The sequence below is a fragment of the Amycolatopsis sp. NPDC045836 genome, assembly GCF_056431745.1.
Genome location: NZ_JBWKKF010000003.1, coordinates 1 through 16,946, shown reverse-complemented (window position 1 = coordinate 16,946; position 16,946 = coordinate 1). Strand labels below are relative to the sequence as shown.

17 protein-coding genes are annotated in these 16,946 nt (G+C 71.3%); 4 read left to right on the top strand and 13 right to left on the bottom strand.

Annotated elements, in window-relative coordinates; genetic code table 11:
* Nucleotides 1-9: 9 nt before the first annotated feature.
* The 4 genes from AC07EG_RS05400 to AC07EG_RS05385 form a co-directional block, all read right to left on the bottom strand.
* Nucleotides 10-1,167, bottom strand: a complete 1,158-nt coding sequence (locus tag AC07EG_RS05400; protein WP_478251788.1) for an acyl-CoA dehydrogenase family protein — start codon at nucleotides 1,165-1,167, stop codon at nucleotides 10-12.
* 17 nt (nucleotides 1,168-1,184) lie between these two features.
* The gene (gene pepN / locus AC07EG_RS05395; protein WP_478251787.1) at nucleotides 1,185-3,746 is read right to left on the bottom strand and encodes an aminopeptidase N; all 2,562 of its coding nucleotides are present in this window, start codon (nucleotides 3,744-3,746) and stop codon (nucleotides 1,185-1,187) included.
* 130 nt (nucleotides 3,747-3,876) lie between these two features.
* Nucleotides 3,877-4,797 carry an ornithine cyclodeaminase family protein gene (locus tag AC07EG_RS05390; RefSeq protein ID WP_478251786.1) on the bottom strand — a complete coding sequence of 307 codons (921 nt, stop codon included), beginning with the start codon at nucleotides 4,795-4,797 and terminating at the stop codon, nucleotides 3,877-3,879.
* A gap of 12 nt (nucleotides 4,798-4,809) precedes the next feature.
* Nucleotides 4,810-5,910 carry a CaiB/BaiF CoA transferase family protein gene (locus tag AC07EG_RS05385; protein WP_478251785.1) on the bottom strand — a complete coding sequence of 367 codons (1,101 nt, stop codon included), beginning with the start codon at nucleotides 5,908-5,910 and terminating at the stop codon, nucleotides 4,810-4,812.
* 298 nt (nucleotides 5,911-6,208) lie between these two features.
* Between AC07EG_RS05385 and AC07EG_RS05380 the strand changes: the two genes are divergently transcribed.
* Nucleotides 6,209-7,219, top strand: a complete 1,011-nt coding sequence (locus tag AC07EG_RS05380; RefSeq protein WP_478251784.1) for a streptomycin biosynthesis protein — start codon at nucleotides 6,209-6,211, stop codon at nucleotides 7,217-7,219.
* Between the two features lie 63 nt (nucleotides 7,220-7,282).
* Entirely contained in the window at nucleotides 7,283-7,495 is a 213-nt protein-coding gene (locus AC07EG_RS05375) for an MbtH family protein (protein WP_478251783.1), read from the top strand.
* A gap of 305 nt (nucleotides 7,496-7,800) precedes the next feature.
* Here the strand turns inward: AC07EG_RS05375 and AC07EG_RS05370 are convergent, their stop codons facing one another.
* Nucleotides 7,801-9,096: an SGNH/GDSL hydrolase family protein gene (locus tag AC07EG_RS05370; RefSeq protein ID WP_478251782.1), complete on the bottom strand. Its 1,296-nt coding sequence runs from the start codon at nucleotides 9,094-9,096 to the stop codon at nucleotides 7,801-7,803.
* Between the two features lie 99 nt (nucleotides 9,097-9,195).
* Nucleotides 9,196-10,467: a hypothetical protein gene (locus tag AC07EG_RS05365; protein WP_478251781.1), complete on the bottom strand. Its 1,272-nt coding sequence runs from the start codon at nucleotides 10,465-10,467 to the stop codon at nucleotides 9,196-9,198.
* Between the two features lie 443 nt (nucleotides 10,468-10,910).
* Between AC07EG_RS05365 and AC07EG_RS05360 the strand changes: the two genes are divergently transcribed.
* Entirely contained in the window at nucleotides 10,911-11,222 is a 312-nt protein-coding gene (locus tag AC07EG_RS05360) for a hypothetical protein (RefSeq protein ID WP_478251780.1), read from the top strand.
* Here AC07EG_RS05360 and AC07EG_RS05355 read toward each other — a convergent pair whose 3' ends face one another.
* Together AC07EG_RS05355 and AC07EG_RS05350 are read right to left on the bottom strand one after the other, a co-directional pair.
* The gene (locus AC07EG_RS05355) at nucleotides 11,223-11,393 is read right to left on the bottom strand and encodes a hypothetical protein (protein ID WP_478251779.1); all 171 of its coding nucleotides are present in this window, start codon (nucleotides 11,391-11,393) and stop codon (nucleotides 11,223-11,225) included. It lies immediately after the preceding gene.
* Between the two features lie 8 nt (nucleotides 11,394-11,401).
* A complete protein-coding gene (locus AC07EG_RS05350; RefSeq protein ID WP_478251778.1) occupies nucleotides 11,402-12,649 on the bottom strand; it encodes a cytochrome P450 in 1,248 nt (415 codons plus the stop codon).
* Between the two features lie 774 nt (nucleotides 12,650-13,423).
* Between AC07EG_RS05350 and AC07EG_RS05345 the strand changes: the two genes are divergently transcribed.
* The gene (locus tag AC07EG_RS05345; protein WP_478251777.1) at nucleotides 13,424-13,849 is read left to right on the top strand and encodes an SRPBCC family protein; all 426 of its coding nucleotides are present in this window, start codon (nucleotides 13,424-13,426) and stop codon (nucleotides 13,847-13,849) included.
* Between the two features lie 252 nt (nucleotides 13,850-14,101).
* On the opposite strand, the gene AC07EG_RS05340 is transcribed toward AC07EG_RS05345, so the two are convergent.
* The 5 genes from AC07EG_RS05340 to AC07EG_RS05320 all read right to left on the bottom strand — a co-directional run.
* Entirely contained in the window at nucleotides 14,102-14,269 is a 168-nt protein-coding gene (locus AC07EG_RS05340) for a hypothetical protein (RefSeq protein WP_478251776.1), read from the bottom strand.
* Between the two features lie 163 nt (nucleotides 14,270-14,432).
* A complete protein-coding gene (locus tag AC07EG_RS05335) occupies nucleotides 14,433-14,837 on the bottom strand; it encodes a ChaB family protein (protein ID WP_478251775.1) in 405 nt (134 codons plus the stop codon).
* A 64-nt stretch (nucleotides 14,838-14,901) separates the two neighbouring features.
* The gene (locus AC07EG_RS05330; protein WP_478251774.1) at nucleotides 14,902-15,057 is read right to left on the bottom strand and encodes a hypothetical protein; all 156 of its coding nucleotides are present in this window, start codon (nucleotides 15,055-15,057) and stop codon (nucleotides 14,902-14,904) included.
* Between the two features lie 74 nt (nucleotides 15,058-15,131).
* On the bottom strand, nucleotides 15,132-16,205 hold the full coding sequence (locus tag AC07EG_RS05325) for a terpene synthase family protein (protein ID WP_478251773.1): 1,074 nt from the start codon (nucleotides 16,203-16,205) through the stop codon (nucleotides 15,132-15,134).
* A 39-nt stretch (nucleotides 16,206-16,244) separates the two neighbouring features.
* Nucleotides 16,245-16,946 (bottom strand): flavodoxin-dependent (E)-4-hydroxy-3-methylbut-2-enyl-diphosphate synthase (locus AC07EG_RS05320; protein WP_478251772.1); only part of this gene is annotated, 702 nt, incomplete at its 5' end.

The window sequence follows — 16,946 nt, the reverse complement described above, 5'->3', positions numbered from 1 at the left end:
CGGTAGCGCTCAGCTGGGCACGCCGAGCAGGCTGGCGACGATGTCACGCTGGATTTCCGAGGTACCGCCGTAGATCGTGCCGCCGAGGGCGTCTCGGAGCTCGCGTTCGACGCCGAACTCGGTGAGGTACCCGCGGGCGCCGTGCAACTGGACCGCGTCGAGCATGGAACTGAGGTGGCTCTCGCTGATCGCCAGCTTGGCGATCGCGGCGTCCAGTGGCGCCAGGTGGCCTTCGCGCTTGCGCCAGGCGACCTTGTACAGGGCCAGCCTGGCCAGCTCCAGGCGGACCTTCATGTCGGCGATGCGGTGGCGGACCGCCTGGTTCGCGCCGATGGGCCTGCCGAACTGCACGCGGTCGCGGGCGTGTGCGACGCAGTCGTCGAGCACCCGGTCCATCACGCCGATCTGGCTGGCGAACAGCAGGCTGCGCTCCCAGTCGATGGAGCTGGTGAACAGGTTGAACCCGTTGCCCTCGGCGCCGAGCAGGTTGGCCGCGGGCACCCGGCAGCCGTCGAGCTCCACCTGCCCCATCTCGGTCGAGCGCAGCCCGGCCTTGTCCCAGCTGCGGCTCACGGTGACCCCGGGAAGGTCCCTGGTCACCACGAACGCCGTCAGCGCCCGGGCCGCCGGGGCGTCCGGGCCGCCGGTGCGGGCGAAGGTCAGGAACACGTCGGCGACCGGAGCGTTCGAGATGAAGGTCTTGGTGCCGTGCAACACGTATTCGCCGCCCTCGCGCACGGCGGTGGTGCGCATGCCGAGCACGTCCGAGCCGGATTCGGGCTCGGTCAGTGCGTGTGCGCCGATCAGCGAACCGTCGGCCAGTCCCGGCAGGAAGCGCTTCTTCTGCTCCTGGGTGCCGTGCTCGACCAGGTAGACCGCGCACGCCCAGAGGTGGTTGTTCAGCGCGAACACCAGGCCGTTGTCCCGGCAGCCGTACCCGAGCGCCTCCAGCCCGACGGCGGTGGTGACCGGGTCGAGCCCGGAACCGCCGTAGCCGGTGGGGATCGGCCAGCCGGTCAGGCCGAAGGCCGCGCACTTCTTCCACGAGTCCCGGTCCAGCCGGGCCTGCCGGTCGCTCTCGGCCGCCGCTTCGCTCAGCTCCGTCCTGGCGAAGCGGATGACCGACCGGCGCAGCGCCGCTTGCTCGGCAGTGATGCTGAAGTCCACCGAAGGATGCCCTCTCGTCAGCAGGTGGTCGGGGGAGTCGAGTCGCGTTCGCGGGCAGCCAGCGGCCGCACCAGCATTTCCGTGCGCAGTTCGACGATCAGGCGGTGCAGCGCGGCGGGGTGCGGCCCGGTGAGCCAGTCGTCCGCCGCCGCCAGGTTCTCCGGCGTGGGTTCCCAGCCGGGGAAGAGGTGGACCACCGCGGGCAGCGCGCGCTCGCTGGACCGCCGCGCCCAGAGCTCGCCGATCTCGGCGAAGTAGCGGGCGCCGTACCCGGCCAGCAGCTCGCGCTGCGCGGGGTGGCGGAAGCCGCTGATGATGGCGTCGCTGACCGCGTTGGGCAGTTCGTCGTCGGTCAGCGCCCGCCGCCACGCCTCGGCTTTGGCTTCCGGGGTGGGCCGCAGGGCGCGGGCGCGTTCGGCCTGGCGGCGGCCCGCGGCGGTGTTGTCGAGCTGGAGTGCTTCGTCGATTTCCTCGTCGCCGGAACGGCCGTGGGCGACCAGGGCCTGCAGCAGCCGCCAGCGCAGGTCGGTGTCCACGGTCAGCCCGGCCAGCGGTGCGATCCCGCTCAGCCAGCCGGCGAGCTGGTCGAGCAGTTCGCCGTCCAGCGGGGCGGCGGCCAGGGCGTTGACGAAGGTGAGTTGCCGGTCGGAGCCGGGCTCGGCGTCGGCGGCCAGTTTCCGCAGCACGCGGGTGAACTCGGGCCAGCCTTGCTGCTGTGCCCACGTGGGCTCGGCGTAGGAATCGAGCGCGGTCCGCGCCTGGGTGAGCAGCGCTTCCACCACGCTCAGCTCGGTCTCGGCGGGGATGCCCCCGGCGACCAGCTTGACGTAGTCCCGGGCGCGGAACTCGGCTTCGCGGGTCATCTCCCAGGCCGCCGACCAGCACAGCGTGCGCGGCAGCGGCTCGGTGATGTCGGCGATGCGGTCGAGCAGCGTGGTCAGCGACCGCGGGTCAAGGCGCAGGCTGCAGTAGGTCAGGTCGTCGTCGTTGACCAGCACCAGCTCGCCCGCCGGAGTGCCGATGAGAGCGGGGACCGGGGTCAGTTCGCCGGTGACGTCCAGCTCGACCCGGTGGGCGCGGACCAGTTTCCCGGTGTTGCCGGTGCGGTAGACACCGATGGCGACCCGGTGGGTCCGGCGCTCACCGGCCCCGGGCTCGGCGCCGCTCTGCTCCACGGCGAAGCTGGTGAACCGGCCATCGCCATCGACTTCGTACCGCGGGCGCAGGGTGTTCAGCCCGGTGGTCTCCAGCCATTCGGCGCTCCACCACGACAGGTCGCGGCCGGAGGCCTCTTCGAGCGCGGCCAGCAGGTCGGCCAGGGTGGCGTTGCCCCAGGCGTGCTTGCCGAAGTACAGCCGCAGCCCGGCGAGGAAGTTGTCCTGGCCGACGTAGGCGACGAGCTGCTTGAGCACGCTCGCGCCCTTGGCGTAGGTGATGCCGTCGAAGTTCACCTCGACCGCGTGCAGGTCGACGATGTCCGCGGCGATCGGGTGCGTCGAGGGCAGCTGGTCCTGCTGGTACGCCCAGGCTTTCTCGACGTTGGCGAAGCTGGTCCACGCGTTGCGGTACTCGGTCGCCCCGGTCAGGGCGAGCACGCTGGCGAAGGTGGCGAACGACTCGTTCAGCCACAGGTCGTCCCACCAGCGCATGGTGACCAGGTCGCCGAACCACATGTGCGCCATCTCGTGGAGCAGGGTTTCGGCACGGCGTTCGTAGGCGTAGTGCGTGACGCGCGACCGGAACACGAAGTCCTCGAGGAAGGTGACGGCGCCGGCGTTCTCCATCGCGCCCGCGTTGAATTCGGGTACGAACAGCTGGTCGTACTTGCCGAACGGGTACGGGGTGCCGAACTTCTCGTGGTAGAAGGCGAAGCCCTGCTTGGTCTCGGTGAACAGCCGCTCGGCGTCCATGTGCTCGGCCAGCGAGGCGCGGCAGTAGATGCCGAGCGGGATCTCGCCGTGGCTGTCGACGTAGGTGTCGTGCCACGAGGCGAACGGGCCCGCGACGAGCGCGACCAGGTAGGTCGAGAGCCTGCCACTCGGGGCGAACACCGTGGTGACCGCGCCGTTCGAGGCCGGCCGAGTGGTGGCGGGGCTGGTGTTGCTGACGACCGACCACTCGGCGGGCGCGGTCACTTCGAGTTCGAAGCTCGCCTTCAGATCGGGCTGGTCGAAGCAGGCGAACACGCGCTTGGCGTCCGCGGTTTCGAATTGCGTGTAGAGGTAGACGCCCCCGTCGACCGGGTCGACGAAGCGGTGCAGGCCCTCGCCGGTGTTCGTGTACCGGCACTCGGCGTGCACCACGAGTTCGTTGGTCTCGGCCAGTCCGGGCAGCGCGATGCCGTCCTCTTCGCGGTAGCCGGAGACGTCGAGCGGGGTGCCGTTGAGCGTGGCGGAGTGGACCCGGTCGGCGATCAGGTCGATCCAGCTCGGCGCGCGCCGGGAAGCGGTGAACCGGACCGTGGTGGTCGAGGAGAAGGCCGGGCCGCCGGTGAGGTCGAGCGCGATCCGGTACGACTCGACGGCCAGCAACGCCGCGCGCTGCTCGGCCGCGACGCGGGACAGGTTGGGACTGGCCACGGAAAACCCCTCGCTCGTGCGGTACCGGCAACCGTCAAACTAGCGAGGGGAATGCGTCCGGAAAACGTCTTCCATTGAACGCCAAATGAGACGCGGAAAACCGAGCGGAATGCGATCGGGCGGCGTTCTGTCAGCGACGGGCGTGCTGTGCCAGCAAACGTGCGACGGCCCAATCCTGGGCGGCCACGCCGACCGATTTGAACACCGTGCGGCCGTTCGCCTCCGGGGGCGCCGACAACGCGTCCCCGAGTTCGAGCACGTCACCGCGCCGCAGCAGCCCGTTGTCCAGCGCGTGCCGGATTTCCCCGGCTTCTTCGGCGGCGGCGAACTGGTCGACCAGCACCACCGACGCGGTGCCGAGCAACTCGGCGGGTAGCTCGCGCATGGACGGCCGGAACGAGCCGATCGCGTTGACGTGCACGCGTTCCGGGAGTGCGGAAAGCTCGAACAGGGGATCGGCGGACGAGGTCGCGCAGCACACCACGTCGGCGGTCGCCACCGCGTCGGCCGCGTTATCGGCGACCCTCAGGTGCAAGTGCGGGAACTCGGCGGCCAGGGTGTCCAGCAGCGGGCCCACCCGCCGCGCACTCCGGTTCCACACGCTCAGCTCGCGGATTTCCCGGACCGCCAGTACCGCGCGGACCTGGTCGGCGGCCTGCGCTCCGGCCCCGAGCAGGGCGAGCCGGGTGGCATCCGGTGCGGCGAGCAGATCCGTCGCGACTCCCGCCACGGCGCCCGTGCGCAGGGCGGTGACCGCCCCGGCCTCGGCGGTGAGCTGGCCCCCGTCGTCCGTCCACACGAGAGTCGCCACGATGGCCGGATCGCGGTCGAGCACCACGCCCGCCGTCTTCACCACGGCCGCGCCGCTGGGGGCGTGGTGCGCGGTCATCACCAGTACCGCCTGGTCGTCGGTGCCGAAGACGAGCCGGGGCGGCTGGGCGAAGTGCCCGGAAGCCAGGTCGGCGAACGCCTCGCGGACCGCCTCCACGGCCGCGGGCATGCCGACCGCCGCGCGAACCCCGGCGGCGCTGTAGTTCCCCAGTGCGGGCATGGCTTTCCTCTCTCAGGCGCCCCAGTCGCGCAGCACCGCTTCGTGGTGCGCACCGGGCGGCGGGGGCGCGGCGGGCGTCCCCGCGCCGGTACGGGAGAACTCCGGCGCCGGGGCGGGCTGGCGGATCCCGTCGCGGGTGAAGAACCGGCCCCTGGCCCGGTGGTGCGGGTGCTCGGCGACCTCGTCGAGGGAGAGCACCGGGCTGACGCAGGCGTCGGTGTCTTCGAAGACCTTGGTCCAGTGGTCACGCGGGTGCGCGGCGAACGCGCCGGCGAACCGGGCGCGCAGCACCGGCCAGCCGTCGCGGTCGGCCTGGCCGGGCAGGTCCGCCCCGGCCAGGCCGAGCCCGTCCAGCAGGGCGCGGTAGAACTGCGGCTCGATCGCCCCGACGGCGACCCAGCGGCCGTCGCGGCAGGTGTAGGTGTCGTAGAACGGCGCGCCGCCGTCGAGCAGGTTGACCCCGCGTTCGTCCTGCCAGGACCGGTAACCCCGCAGCATCCAGATCATCTGCATGAGCAACCCGGTGCCGTCGATCATCGCCGCGTCGACCACCTGGCCGAGCCCGGAGCGCTCCCGCTCCCACAGCGCCGCGAGTACCCCGGCGACCAGGAACAACGAGCCGCCACCGAAATCGCCGACCAGGTTGAGCGGGGGCGCGGGGCGCTCGCCGGTGCCGATCGCGTGCAGCGCACCGGTCAGCGCGAGGTAGTTGATGTCGTGGCCGGCGCGGTCGGCGAGCGGGCCGGTGCGGCCCCAGCCGGTGATCCGCCCGTAGACCAGCCGGGGGTTGCGGGCGTGGCAGTCGTCCGGGCCGAGGCCGAGGCGTTCGGCGACCCCCGGCCGGAACCCTTCGAGCAGCACGTCCGCGCGGCAGGCGAGGCGGCGCACCAGGTCGAGCCCGCCGGCCGACTTCAGGTCCGCGACCAGCGCCCGCTTGCCGCGCTGGAGGTGGTCCGGCCGGCCGCCGGTGAGGTCGAACCCGCCGCCGGGCCGGTCCACCCCGACCACGTCGGCGCCGAGGTCGGCCAGCAGCATCGCGGCGTGCGGTGCGGGCCCGAGCCCGGCCAGTTCGAGGACTCGGAGCCCGGCCAGTGGGCCGGGCGGTGCGCTCACGACTCCTCCTCGCGGCCGTGTCCAAATTGGACGAACGAAGTCACGGTGATCATTCTACCCGCCGGTGAATCACTCGGACAAACCGGTCATTCGCGGGCACGGCGACGCCGCGCGGCGGAATTCCGCGTTGTTGCGGAGGCGAAACTCCCGTTGCTAGGCTCGGATTGTCAGTATGCCTTGACGTGGTGGGGCCTGGGGGGTCGTCTGCCGATCGCACGCCAATATTGCGTCCGCCGGTCTCATTGAACCATGGATTCCAGAATTGTTCCGTGAACCGATTGTTCCTGTGGGGGTGCTGATGGTGCAGCAGGGTGGTGGCGTTCGAGGTGCGTCGGGGGCCTGCGCGGACTGGGTCCGCGCCGAGCTCCAGGGGTGCCCGGTGGAGCTGGTGGCGGTCGCCGGGTTGTCGGTCTCGGGCTCGCCGCGGCGCGCGGGCGAGGACGAGGCGCACGTGGAGTCGCTGGCCGAAGCCCACGGCGAGCTGCCGCCGATCCTGGTGCACGGCCCGTCGATGCGGGTGATCGACGGCGCGCACCGGGTGCGCGCGGCACTGGTGCGCGGGAGCACGCACATCGCGGCGCGGTGCTACCGGGGCAGCGAGGCGGACGCGTTCGTGTTGTCGGTGTACCTGAACACCGCACACGGGCTGCCGCTGGCGCGGGCCGACCGGCGGGCGGCGGCGCAGCGGATCCTCGCCTCGCACCCGCACTGGTCGAACCGGCGGGTCGCGGCGGCGGCCGGGCTGGCCGCGGGCACGGTGGCGGCGCTGCGCGAGCGTTCGACCGGCCAGGGTGAGCAGTCGAACGTCCGGGTGGGCCGCGACGGCCGCCGCCGGCCGGTGGACGCGGCGGCGGGCCGCCGCCTGGCCGGGGAACTGCTGGCGGAGAACCCGGACGCTTCGCTGCGCTCGATCGCGCGGCGGGCCGGGGTCTCGCCCGCCACCGTGCAGGACGTGCGACGGCGGTTGCGGGCCGGGGACGACCCGGTGCCCGCGCCGCGGCGGGCCCCTGAGCGGCTGCCCGCCGGTGGCCGGGCGTGGCGGGTGTCGGCGGTGGAACTGCGGCGGTCGCTGGAGCGGATGAAGCGGGATCCGGCGCTGCGGTTCAGCGAGACCGGCCGGGGCCTGCTGCGGTGGCTCGACCGGCACGCCGGGGGCATGGAGGAGTGGGCGCAGCTCGCCCGGTCGGTGCCGAGCCACAGCACCGCACCGGTGGCGAGCTTCGCGCGGATGTACGCCGCGGCGTGGACGGACCTGGCGGCCTCGCTGGAGGACGACGATCCGGCCGAGCTGGGGGTGGCGCAGTGCTGAACACTGGAACGCGCCCGCGGTGGTCCACTACAAAAGGTGGGAACCGGGAGAAGGGCGCTGCCGATGAGCAATCCGTTCGACCAGGAAGACGGCGTGTTCCTGGTGCTGGTCAACGACGAGGGCCAGCATTCGCTGTGGCCCGCCTTCATCGACGTCCCCGGTGGCTGGACCCGGGTCCACGGCGAGGCGAGCCGCCAGGACTGCCTGGACTACGTCGAAGCCTACTGGACCGATCTGCGGCCGAAGTCCCTGATCGAGGCGATGAGCCGCGGGTAGCCGAACTCGCCGTCCACCCCAGAGCCAGTGGCTCGAAGCTGCCACACGGGCAGAAGGCGGTCACGCCCGCATCCGCGCCCTCGGTGAACGCGCCGTGCCACTGCTCAAGGGCTGGAAGCTTCGCCAAGCTCCGCTGCTACCCGTGCCGAGCCCCCCGTGGTCGTTGCCATCGCTCGCATCGAGGACCGAAAGGCGTGGGGTCCTGCGCACACTCCCGGCTGCCTGCCCGTTGACGGGCGCTCCCAGCGGGGTACCGGGCGTCCGCCGACCTGCTGCTGAACCGGTCGGTGATGTCGCTGGGAGGCTCAGAGCTCTGCGAGGGGGATGGTGTCGGCGATGCGGCGGTAGCCGGCGTTGTTGGGGTGGAGGTGGTCGCCGCTGTCGTAGGCGGGACGCAGCGCGCGGGGGTTGGCGGGGTCGGCCAGTGCGGTGTCGGGGTCGGCCACGGCGTCGTAGCCGCCCGCGGTGCCCGCGGTGGTGCGCATCCAGTGGTTGAGCTCGGTGCGCATGGCTTCCTCACCGCCGGCGCAGCCGCATGGCGGGAGGGTCGCGCCGATTGCGGTGAGCCCGCGTTCGCGTGCCCATTTGATCAGGTACCGGTGGCCGTCGATCAGCTGCTGCGTGGTGATCACCGGCGCGCCTTGCGCACAGCCGGTCGTGCCGCCTCGGGTGCGGATGTCGTTGACGCCTTCGAGCACGATGACCGTGCGCACGCCGGGCTGGGTGGCCGCGTTGCGCCGGAACCGGGCGATGGCCGATTCCCCGCCGCAGGGTGAGTCGCTGAGCACGCGGTTGGCGCTGATGCCCGCGTTGAGGACCGGGCGGGGGGTGTTGTGGCGCTCCAGGCGTTCGGCGAGTTCGTCCGGGTAGCGGTTGTTCGCGTTGGGGGTGGAGCCGTAGCCGTCGGTGATGGAGTCGCCCAGGGCGACGATTCCGTCGGGTGGGCGGGACTGGTCGCCTCGGACGTCCACGCGGGTCAGGAAGTACCAGGAACCCGACTTGCCGGTGAACGCGGTGGCGGCGGGGTCGACCCGGTGGTCGCCGTTGGCCAGGTAGCTGGTTGCGGTCGCTCGGCTGTGGTAGGTCGCGTGGCCGGTGTGGCGGGCGAAGTACAGCGTCACGGTGAGCTGTTCCAGCGGTGAGGTGCGCATCAGCAGCGGGTCGCTGTCCAATTCCGTCCCGGCGGGGAGCTGGGCCCACTGCCGGCCGCCGAAGGTGAGGTGGCGCTGGGATCCGGGTTGCAGCGCGGCACCGGTCCCGGCTCGGGCGATGGTGGCGCCGGTGACCGGAAGCGGGGTGTCGCCGTAGCGGTTGGACAGGCGGATGCGCACGTGGGTGCCGCCGACGCTGAGCCGGACGACCTGCCGCAGCGACTGGTCGGTGAAACCGCGTTGCGACCAACCGGGGACGTAGGGGTTGAGCGGCTGCTGCGCAGCCGCCCAGGAGCCGCTCCAGTACACGTCCGCGGCCGGGTTGTGCACCGCGGCGTCGCCGGTGCCGGAGGAGGGCGCGTCCGGGGTCGCGGCGGCGGGCGGCACCACGGTGGCGGCCACCACCCCCGCCATCACCAAAGCGGTGAACAGTGCCTTCTTCGGTTTCATGTCGACCGTGTCTCTTCCGTGCCGGGCCTTGCGGCCGGGTGGTCCTGAGAAGGTGCCCCGCGTGATGGCCGCCGGGGCGTGGGGCTGGCGGCGGAGCTGTCAGTACGCCGCGTTCTCCTGCGGCCACAGGTGCCACTCGTCCCAGACCCTGTGGGTGTGTGACCGGTTCCACTCCCAGTTCTTCCTGCGGGTGTTGGTGCCGTCGCCGGCGACGGTGATCAGGTAGCGCCAGAGGTCGTGCTCGGTGGCGCCCTCGCGGGTGAAGGGGAAGTTGAAGAAGTAGCCGTGCCAGCGGTTGGTCTTGACCAGCAACCGGTGCAGGGCGCGCAGGGTGTTGTAGTTCCACTGGGGCTGGCCGTCGCGGGCCGACAGGCCGGCCACGCCGTCGCCCTGGTCGCCCCAGAACACCACGTGGGTGTGGCCGGGGTACTCGGCCCGGTGGGTGCGGAAGTACCACTCCAGGTCGGAGATGCCCATCGTGGTGCGCAGGAACGCGATCTGCTGCTCCGGAGTCCTGGCGGCGTCCCAGCCGACGGCCTGGTCCCACTGCTCGTTGAGGCTCTCCAGCCGGCACAGGCCGTTCTCCTGGCTGCGCATGTGCTTGTAGATCAACGCGAATTGGCCGGTCTGGGCCCGGAGCTGGGTCAGCCACGCCTCGCCGCCGTTGTGGATGCCCTTGAAGTACGGGCCCATGCCCGCACCGGGTACCAGCAGCGTGCGGGACCTGAGCCAGTTGCCGGTACGGGCGTTGATGCCCCGGGCCACGTGGAGAGCGCGTTCCCGCAGTTCGGCGCAGTTGTTGAGGTTGGTCTCGATCGCGGCCACGCCGTGCAGCGCGCCCGCGGTGCCCTCCTGCCGGGCGCGGTTGATCAATCTGCTCATGTCGTCGATGAACTCGTCCGCCCCGGCTTCGGTGAAGGGCCGCTGGTAGCTGATGATGGTGCCGCTGCGCTGGAACCACTGCCGCTTGAACAGGTAGGCCTTGACCCCCTGGCGGTGCAGTTCCCGCAGCAGCGCGAGGACCTCGTCGTCGCGCTGCTGCCGGGTGGTGCCGTCGGGCAGGTCGCCCGTGTTCGCGACCCGCAGCGCCACGGTGTCGAGGTTGTTGTTGGCCAGCGAGAACGCCGCCGTGGCGTAGGGCAGGCCGCGGGTGTCGAACCGGGCCGTCAGCGTCGGGTTGGGCGGCGGCGTGAGCTGCGCCCCGCGCCACTTCAGACCCCGGATGGCGTCCGGACTCTGCGCGAGGAAGGTCCGCTCCTGTCCCTCGGCGGCCGCCTCGGACGGCGCGCGGCCCGAGGCAGCTCCGGCGACGCCCGCCACGGCGGTCGCGGCGGCGAATCGGAGAAGGTCGCGACGTGTCGTCTCGCTCATGACGGCCTTTCGGGTGGAAGGGTGGTGTGGTTGGCCAGCCGTGGTTGCCCGGCTCGGTGCGAGGGATGATTCGAAAAGCCGCATCGCTGTGGCAGGCCATGCCCGGGAAATGCGGCGAGACGGCACGAGGAGATCGAGTGCGCGGGTCGAATCCACGGCCTCGCGGCCTGCGGAAAACGACCGGGGGTTATCGACGATGAGCCATTGGGAAGGACGAGCTGATTCTCGTGCTCGCGGTCCATGCCAGGCCATCACGCTCCCTCGGAAGTGGCCAGCCGCCGGAGACGGGCTGACCGCGAGTTTGCCGAGGTACGGTCACCGTAGCCCTTTCCGGCGAGCAACGGTGTGCGCCATTCGTATGGGGGACAAATCGCGATCCAGCCGGTGACGGGCACTACGGTTCGACAGAGGTCACCGAAGACCACCGAGCACGAGGAGAAGGCATGCGCAGAATCGGCACCGCGATCAGCGCCCTGGTCACCGCCGGCCTGCTCACCGCAGCACCGGCCAGTGCCGCCACCGGCGCGCTGTACATCACGCAGAACGGCCAGACCACCACGCACGCCAACCCGGCCACCCGCGCCTGCATCGCCAGCGACCCCGCCAGGGGAAGCGCCACCTTCTTCAACAGGACCGACACGGTCGGATACATCTTCGCCGCCACCAAGTGCACATCCGAGCACTTCACCCAGCGGTTCCTCCACCGCGGCGAAACCCTCACAATGCCCGCCGGATACTCGATCTACTTCCCCTGATCAGTTCCGGGCCCACCCGGCCGGGCAGACCGGCTCGATGCCGTGCTCGGGCAGCGGGGAGCCGCGGCCACCGCCTTCGATGTGGCCGAGCCGGCTGATCGCGGAAACCCCTCCTCCGGACTGGGGCACCGGTGGAATCCGCAGCTTCTTCGTCCAGCTGGCTTCAAGCACCAGGCTGCTCAGCCGGTCGGGACCTGGCTCGCTGGTTCCAGGACGAACCCGCTCCTGGGGCGGGCGGGCACCCGCCGCAGTGAGATGGTCAAGTCCTGTTCCGGCACCTGGTAGCCGAGCTGGGCCAGGCGCGTGGCCAGGGTGCCCAGGATCGACACCGTGAACGGCTCACCGGGGCAGCGGTGGCCGGTGTGCGGATCGCCCGCCCCCTGCGGCACCAGCTCGAACGCGCCGATTTCGTGGCCGAGGAAGCGCTCCGGCCGGAAGGCGTAGGGATCGGCCCACAGCTGTTCGTCGTGGTTGTGGCCCCACAGGTCGAGCAGCACCATCGCGTGCTTCGGGATGCGCTCACCGCGCCAGGTCAGGTCCCGGACCGCCCGGCCGCCGATGAACGGCGCGAACGGGTAGAAGCGGCGCAGTTCGTGCGCGAACGCTTCGGCGAACGCGGTGTCCCCCTCACGCAGCCGCTCGCGGTGCTCGGGCCAGCGGTGCAGGGCGTGCCCGGCGTAGGCGGCGAACCAGCTGACCGCCACCGTCGGCCGGATGGTGTTCAGCAATTCGACCGCCGCCAGCCGCGGGGACAGCTCCTCACCGTCGGCCTCCTGGTGCCGGGCGACCACTTCGAGAACCGAACCCGGGGCCGCGGTGGTGCCACCCTCGCGGACCTCGGTCACCAACCGCCCGAGCCAGGCTTCCCGGCGGCCACGAGCCATCCGCGCTTTCCAGTGCCGGGGCCCCGGAGTCGCGAAGCCGTCCACCATCGCCACGAGGTCCCGAGCCACGACGGGCACGTCCACCTCGATGAGCGGGACACCCGCCCAACGGCACACGGCCCGGGTGATGATCCGGGCGGCTTCGTCGAACAGCACCACCGGCTGTCCCGGGCGCCACGAAGTAACGGCCTCGTCCCACTCGGCCGCGACTCCTTCGGCCAGCGCCCGCGTGGTCGCGGGCGTCACGGCACCCAGGAAGATGCCCTTGCGGGTGCGGTGCCGGTCGCCGTCGAGCGTGTGCACCGCGCGGCGGCCGAACAGCGTGTTCTGCACCGGCCACGGGATCGCGGTGTGCCGGCGCACGTGGTCTTCGTCGTAGAAGAACCGCGCGGCCTCGGGACCGCACAGCCCGACCGCGCGCTGGCCCAGCACCCGGGTGTGCGCCACCCCCGACGCCGACCGCGCGCGCCTGGTCGGCAGCCAGCTGTAACCCTCGAGCAACACGGACAACGAACTGTCGACCACACCGCGCGGACGTCCCATGGGGGTCGGGGTGCCCAGGCGCTGCCACGATAAACGACGGATGCCGATCACGACCTGCTGCGAACGCAACCGGTCACGGCTGTCGTGGCCGGGTCGTCACGCGGTGCTGTGCATGGCAGACAGCGATTCCGGAGCGCCGGTCGTGTCCGGGACCGGTCGGCACACGACTTTGCCCGAAGTGGACAGCGATGGAATCTCCGCAGCCGAAGCCGCCGAGCCACCGTGGCGGACGTGCCGACCTGCCAGCGATCCAAGCTGCGTCTCGGAGGATTTCGCTGCCGGTTCGGACCACGTGCCACCGGGAATCCGGTTGGCTCGGGTGCCGACTCCCGTGCCTGAACGCCGCCGCGACCAGCGTGAACCCGGCCGCTGAGCGTTCCGGGCCGCGATTCGGCCCGGCCGCTGCCGACCCGCGGGTTCGGCGCCGTGCTCTCCACCGCGCTCCAGCCCGCCGCGCACGCGGGCTCGACGACGCCGACCATGTCGTGGCGCTGCGGGTGGCCACCCAGACCTCCCTGGCGCTGACCCACGTCACAGTGGTCACCCAGCGGGAGCCGATGGGCCGGCGGATGCGGCGCGCGATCGACTCACGGGACGTCGTCGGCGAGGCCAAGGGGCATCCTCGTGGCCCGCCGCGGCCCCACCCCCGAAGGGGCGTTCTGCCTGCTCCGCGCACCTCCCTGGCGGACCACCGCCGCGGTGACGCGGTTCTGCTCGACGCCGGTTTCCGGCTGAGACGGTTCGCGGGGACCGTTCACCGGGTATGCGAGGGGCATGGTTGAACGACAGGACGATTTCGTCGCCCGGCAGCGGTCGATCGCCGCGCCGGCCGAACTGGTGCTCAACACCGCTGCGGACGTGGTGCAGGTGCCTGCCTGGTTGCCCGCCTCGGTGCGGCTGGTGAACTCGGGGCAGATCGACGTGCGTGCCGGTGACGGCACGGTTCACGTCGCGGCTGGTGATGGCGGTGAGCTCGCTTACCAGGTCGTTCTCGACCCGGCGCGCCAAACGCTGTCCTGGACGCCCGCGGACCCCGGTGGCTGGCCGGGACAGTTGCGGGTGTCCGATGGCGGGGCCGGGTCCAGCGTCGCCGAGTTGCGGGTGCAGCCGCCGGGTTCGGCCGCCGGGGTGGCCGAGCACCTCGACCGCGCCCTCGACGGCCTGGCGGGCGCTGTGGCGCAGAACTTCAACGTCAGCTGATCGATTGCCGGTACCGGGCTCGGTTGCGGGTGCTCAGTTCGGCCGGGTGCGGTGCCAAGGCTCCGGCCGGGCCGTCCGCCCCTGCGTGCCACGGTGGCTGCCACCGTCGGTGCGGCCCGGCGGGACTGGCGCCGCTGATGAGGCCAAGGCGGCGCAGTGGGTTCGGTCCGGAATCACATGACACGAGCTGACGGTGTGTGACAGTCCACTGTTGACTGCTCAACCCAGTGGGCGCTACCGGATTGAGCTGGGTCAGGCGCCACCGCCGAGGGGTGGGACGTCGGGGTCGTCGTCGGCGGGGCCTTCGGGGTCCCGGGCTTCGTCGGCGCGGGTGGGGCCGCCGCTGCGCGGGGTGCCTTCCAGTTCGGCTTTCAGTTCGTCGTCTTCGCGGGGTGAGTGCAGGTCGCTTTCGCGGTGCATGCCGGACCTCCTGGGAATCTCGGTTGCGGGTGGCTCTTGCGGGAACGGCGGTCCAGTGCACCCGGGGCCGAACACCGATACCGTTCCGGTATCGGGGCGATTACCCGCCCCGACCGTCCTCATTCGTGATCGACCGGGGCATTTTCCGGTCACCCGAGCCGGTTCAGTTCCGTTTCCTGGCTTTCGCGGTCTCCCGGTTGCTGGCCTTCTCCAGCGCCTGCACCAGTTCTGCTTTGGACATCCGCGAGCGCCCGGGGACGCCGAGTTGCTTGGCTCGCTGGTAGAGGTGCGTTTTGGTGGCGTTGGCGTCGACTCCGCCGCGAGTGGGCCGCTGCGGTTGCCCGGCGCCGCGCGCGGCCTGCTGGTCGGAGGGGCCCCGCCGGGATTTCGGCTCCCAGTGGTCGCCGACCTTCTCGAAGGTGTGCTTCAGCGCGGCGTAGGCGGTCTGCTGCGCCCGCCGTCCGGGGCCGTAGGTGCGCAACGCCGAATCGTGGGCTTTCACCCAGGTGCTCTGCGCCTTGCGCGGTGATCGCAGCAGGGTGCTGGGCAGGTCTTCCCGTCCGGGCATGGCAGCCACTCCTTCGCTCCGCCGTTCTCGCCGTCCGGCTACCCGCGCCTGACCGGTGCAACCCTCAGGCGTCCCGCCGGGGTGGAGCCGGTTCGCTGCGGACGCCCTTCCACACCCCGGCCACGACCGACCCGGTCGCCGCCGAGCTGGCCACCCAGCGCGGTCGTGGCCGCGATTCGGCCCGGCCGTCGCCGCTCGCGGCCTCACTGCTCTTCGACACGGTGACGGTGCTGTTCAACTACCCGCTGGACGTCACCACGGACAGATCATGACCGACCCACGTGGGACGCCGCCTCAGCCCAAGTCCCACCACCAGGCGATGGCGGGGACCGCGGGTGCGGAGTGGTTGCCGGTCGTCTCGTTTCCGGTGACCCGGGCGTTGATGTCGAGGTGTTCGGTGATGGACCAGTCGTCGGGGTCGAAGACGGTGTTGTACCGGGCGACGGAGAGGCTCCAGTCGATGTTGCCCCGGATGACGTGGCCGAGTCCGAGCAGGTAGTCGCGGAGTTCGGGGCCGGCGCCGGCCAGTTGCTGTTCGCGTAGTTCGAGGAAGCGGTGCAGGGCCTGGTCCCGCAGTGTGACGACTTCGTGGAGAGCGTGTTCCGGGGAGCAGGCGTTGGCTTCCATGAAGACGTCGACGAGGTTGCACCGATCGGTGCGGCCGCGGATTTCCTTGTACCGGGAGATCCGGTCGTTGTCCCAGATGGCGATGGTCCAGCACGCTTCGGTGAGCGCTCGCACGGCGGGTGCGTCCATGTCTTGGCCGGGCACGTCGCGCCCGGGGCCCAGTTCCATCGCCTCCATCATGGTGGTGACGACCGGGCCGCCGCCGTCGTGCAGCCGGGCGATCATGTACTCGTCCACGGGCAGGGGGCGGCCGGGGCGTGCCCGGGCGTTGATCTGGACGACGCCGAAGAGCCATTGCCGGTGTGCTTCGATCCAGCGGCGGAACTGGACGGGGGTGGCGCAGTCCTGGAAGCGCAGCGCGATGTCGTGCAGCGCGACGAGGAACGGGTCGGTGCCGCACAGCCGGTCGTTGACGCCGTCGAGCATGCGGAGCAGGCGGGCGACCAGGGAGATCAGTTCGGTGAGGTCCTGCCCGTCGCAGCGGACGTCGTCGAAGGCGAAGGCCCAGTGGACGAAGTCGGCGTAGACGCGCAGGCGGTCGGTGCGGCCGTGGGGGGCGGTGCGGGCGGCGAATTCCGCGGAGGCGGAGGCGAGCACCCGGGCGTGGTGGCCCCGGTCCGGGCAGATCCCGATCTGTTCGGCCCAGTGCACGGAGCTTTCGGCCAGTTCCCGGGCGTGTGGCTGGATCGCGGGAGCAACGGGGCAGTAGAAGGGCGGGACGGTGATGTCGACGTCTGTCATGGCCTGGGTTTCTCCTCGACGTGGGGTGATGGTGTTCGCTCAGCCGACGGTGACGGTGGGTTCGCCCGCACCGGCCGTCTCGCCTGCTTCTTCGGCGATGCGCATGGCTTCTTCGATCAGCGTTTCCACGATGGCGTGCTCGGGCACGGTCTTGATGACCTCGCCCTTGACGAAGATCTGGCCCTTGCCGTTGCCCGAGGCGACCCCGAGGTCGGCCTCGCGCGCCTCACCCGGCCCGTTGACCACGCAGCCCATCACCGCCACGCGCAGCGGCACCTCCATGCCCTCCAGCCCGGCGGTGACCTGCTCGGCCAGGGTGTAGACATCGACCTGCGCACGACCGCACGAGGGACAGGACACGATCTCGAGCTTGCGTTGCTTGAGGTTGAGCGACTGCAGGATCTGGATGCCGACCTTGACCTCTTCCACCGGCGGCGCCGACAGCGACACGCGGATGGTGTCACCGATGCCCTGGCGCAGCAGCGCCCCGAAGGCCACCGCGGACTTGATCGTGCCCTGGAACGCCGGACCCGCCTCGGTCACCCCCAGGTGCAGCGGGTAGTCGCACTGCTCGGCGAGGATCTCGTAGGCGCGCACCATGACCACCGGGTCGTTGTGCTTGACCGAGATCTTGAGGTCGCGGAAGTCGTGCTCGGCGAACAGGCTCGCCTCCCACAGCGCCGACTCCGCCAGCGCCTCCGGGGTGGCCTTGCCGTACTTGTCCATGATCCGCTTGTCCAG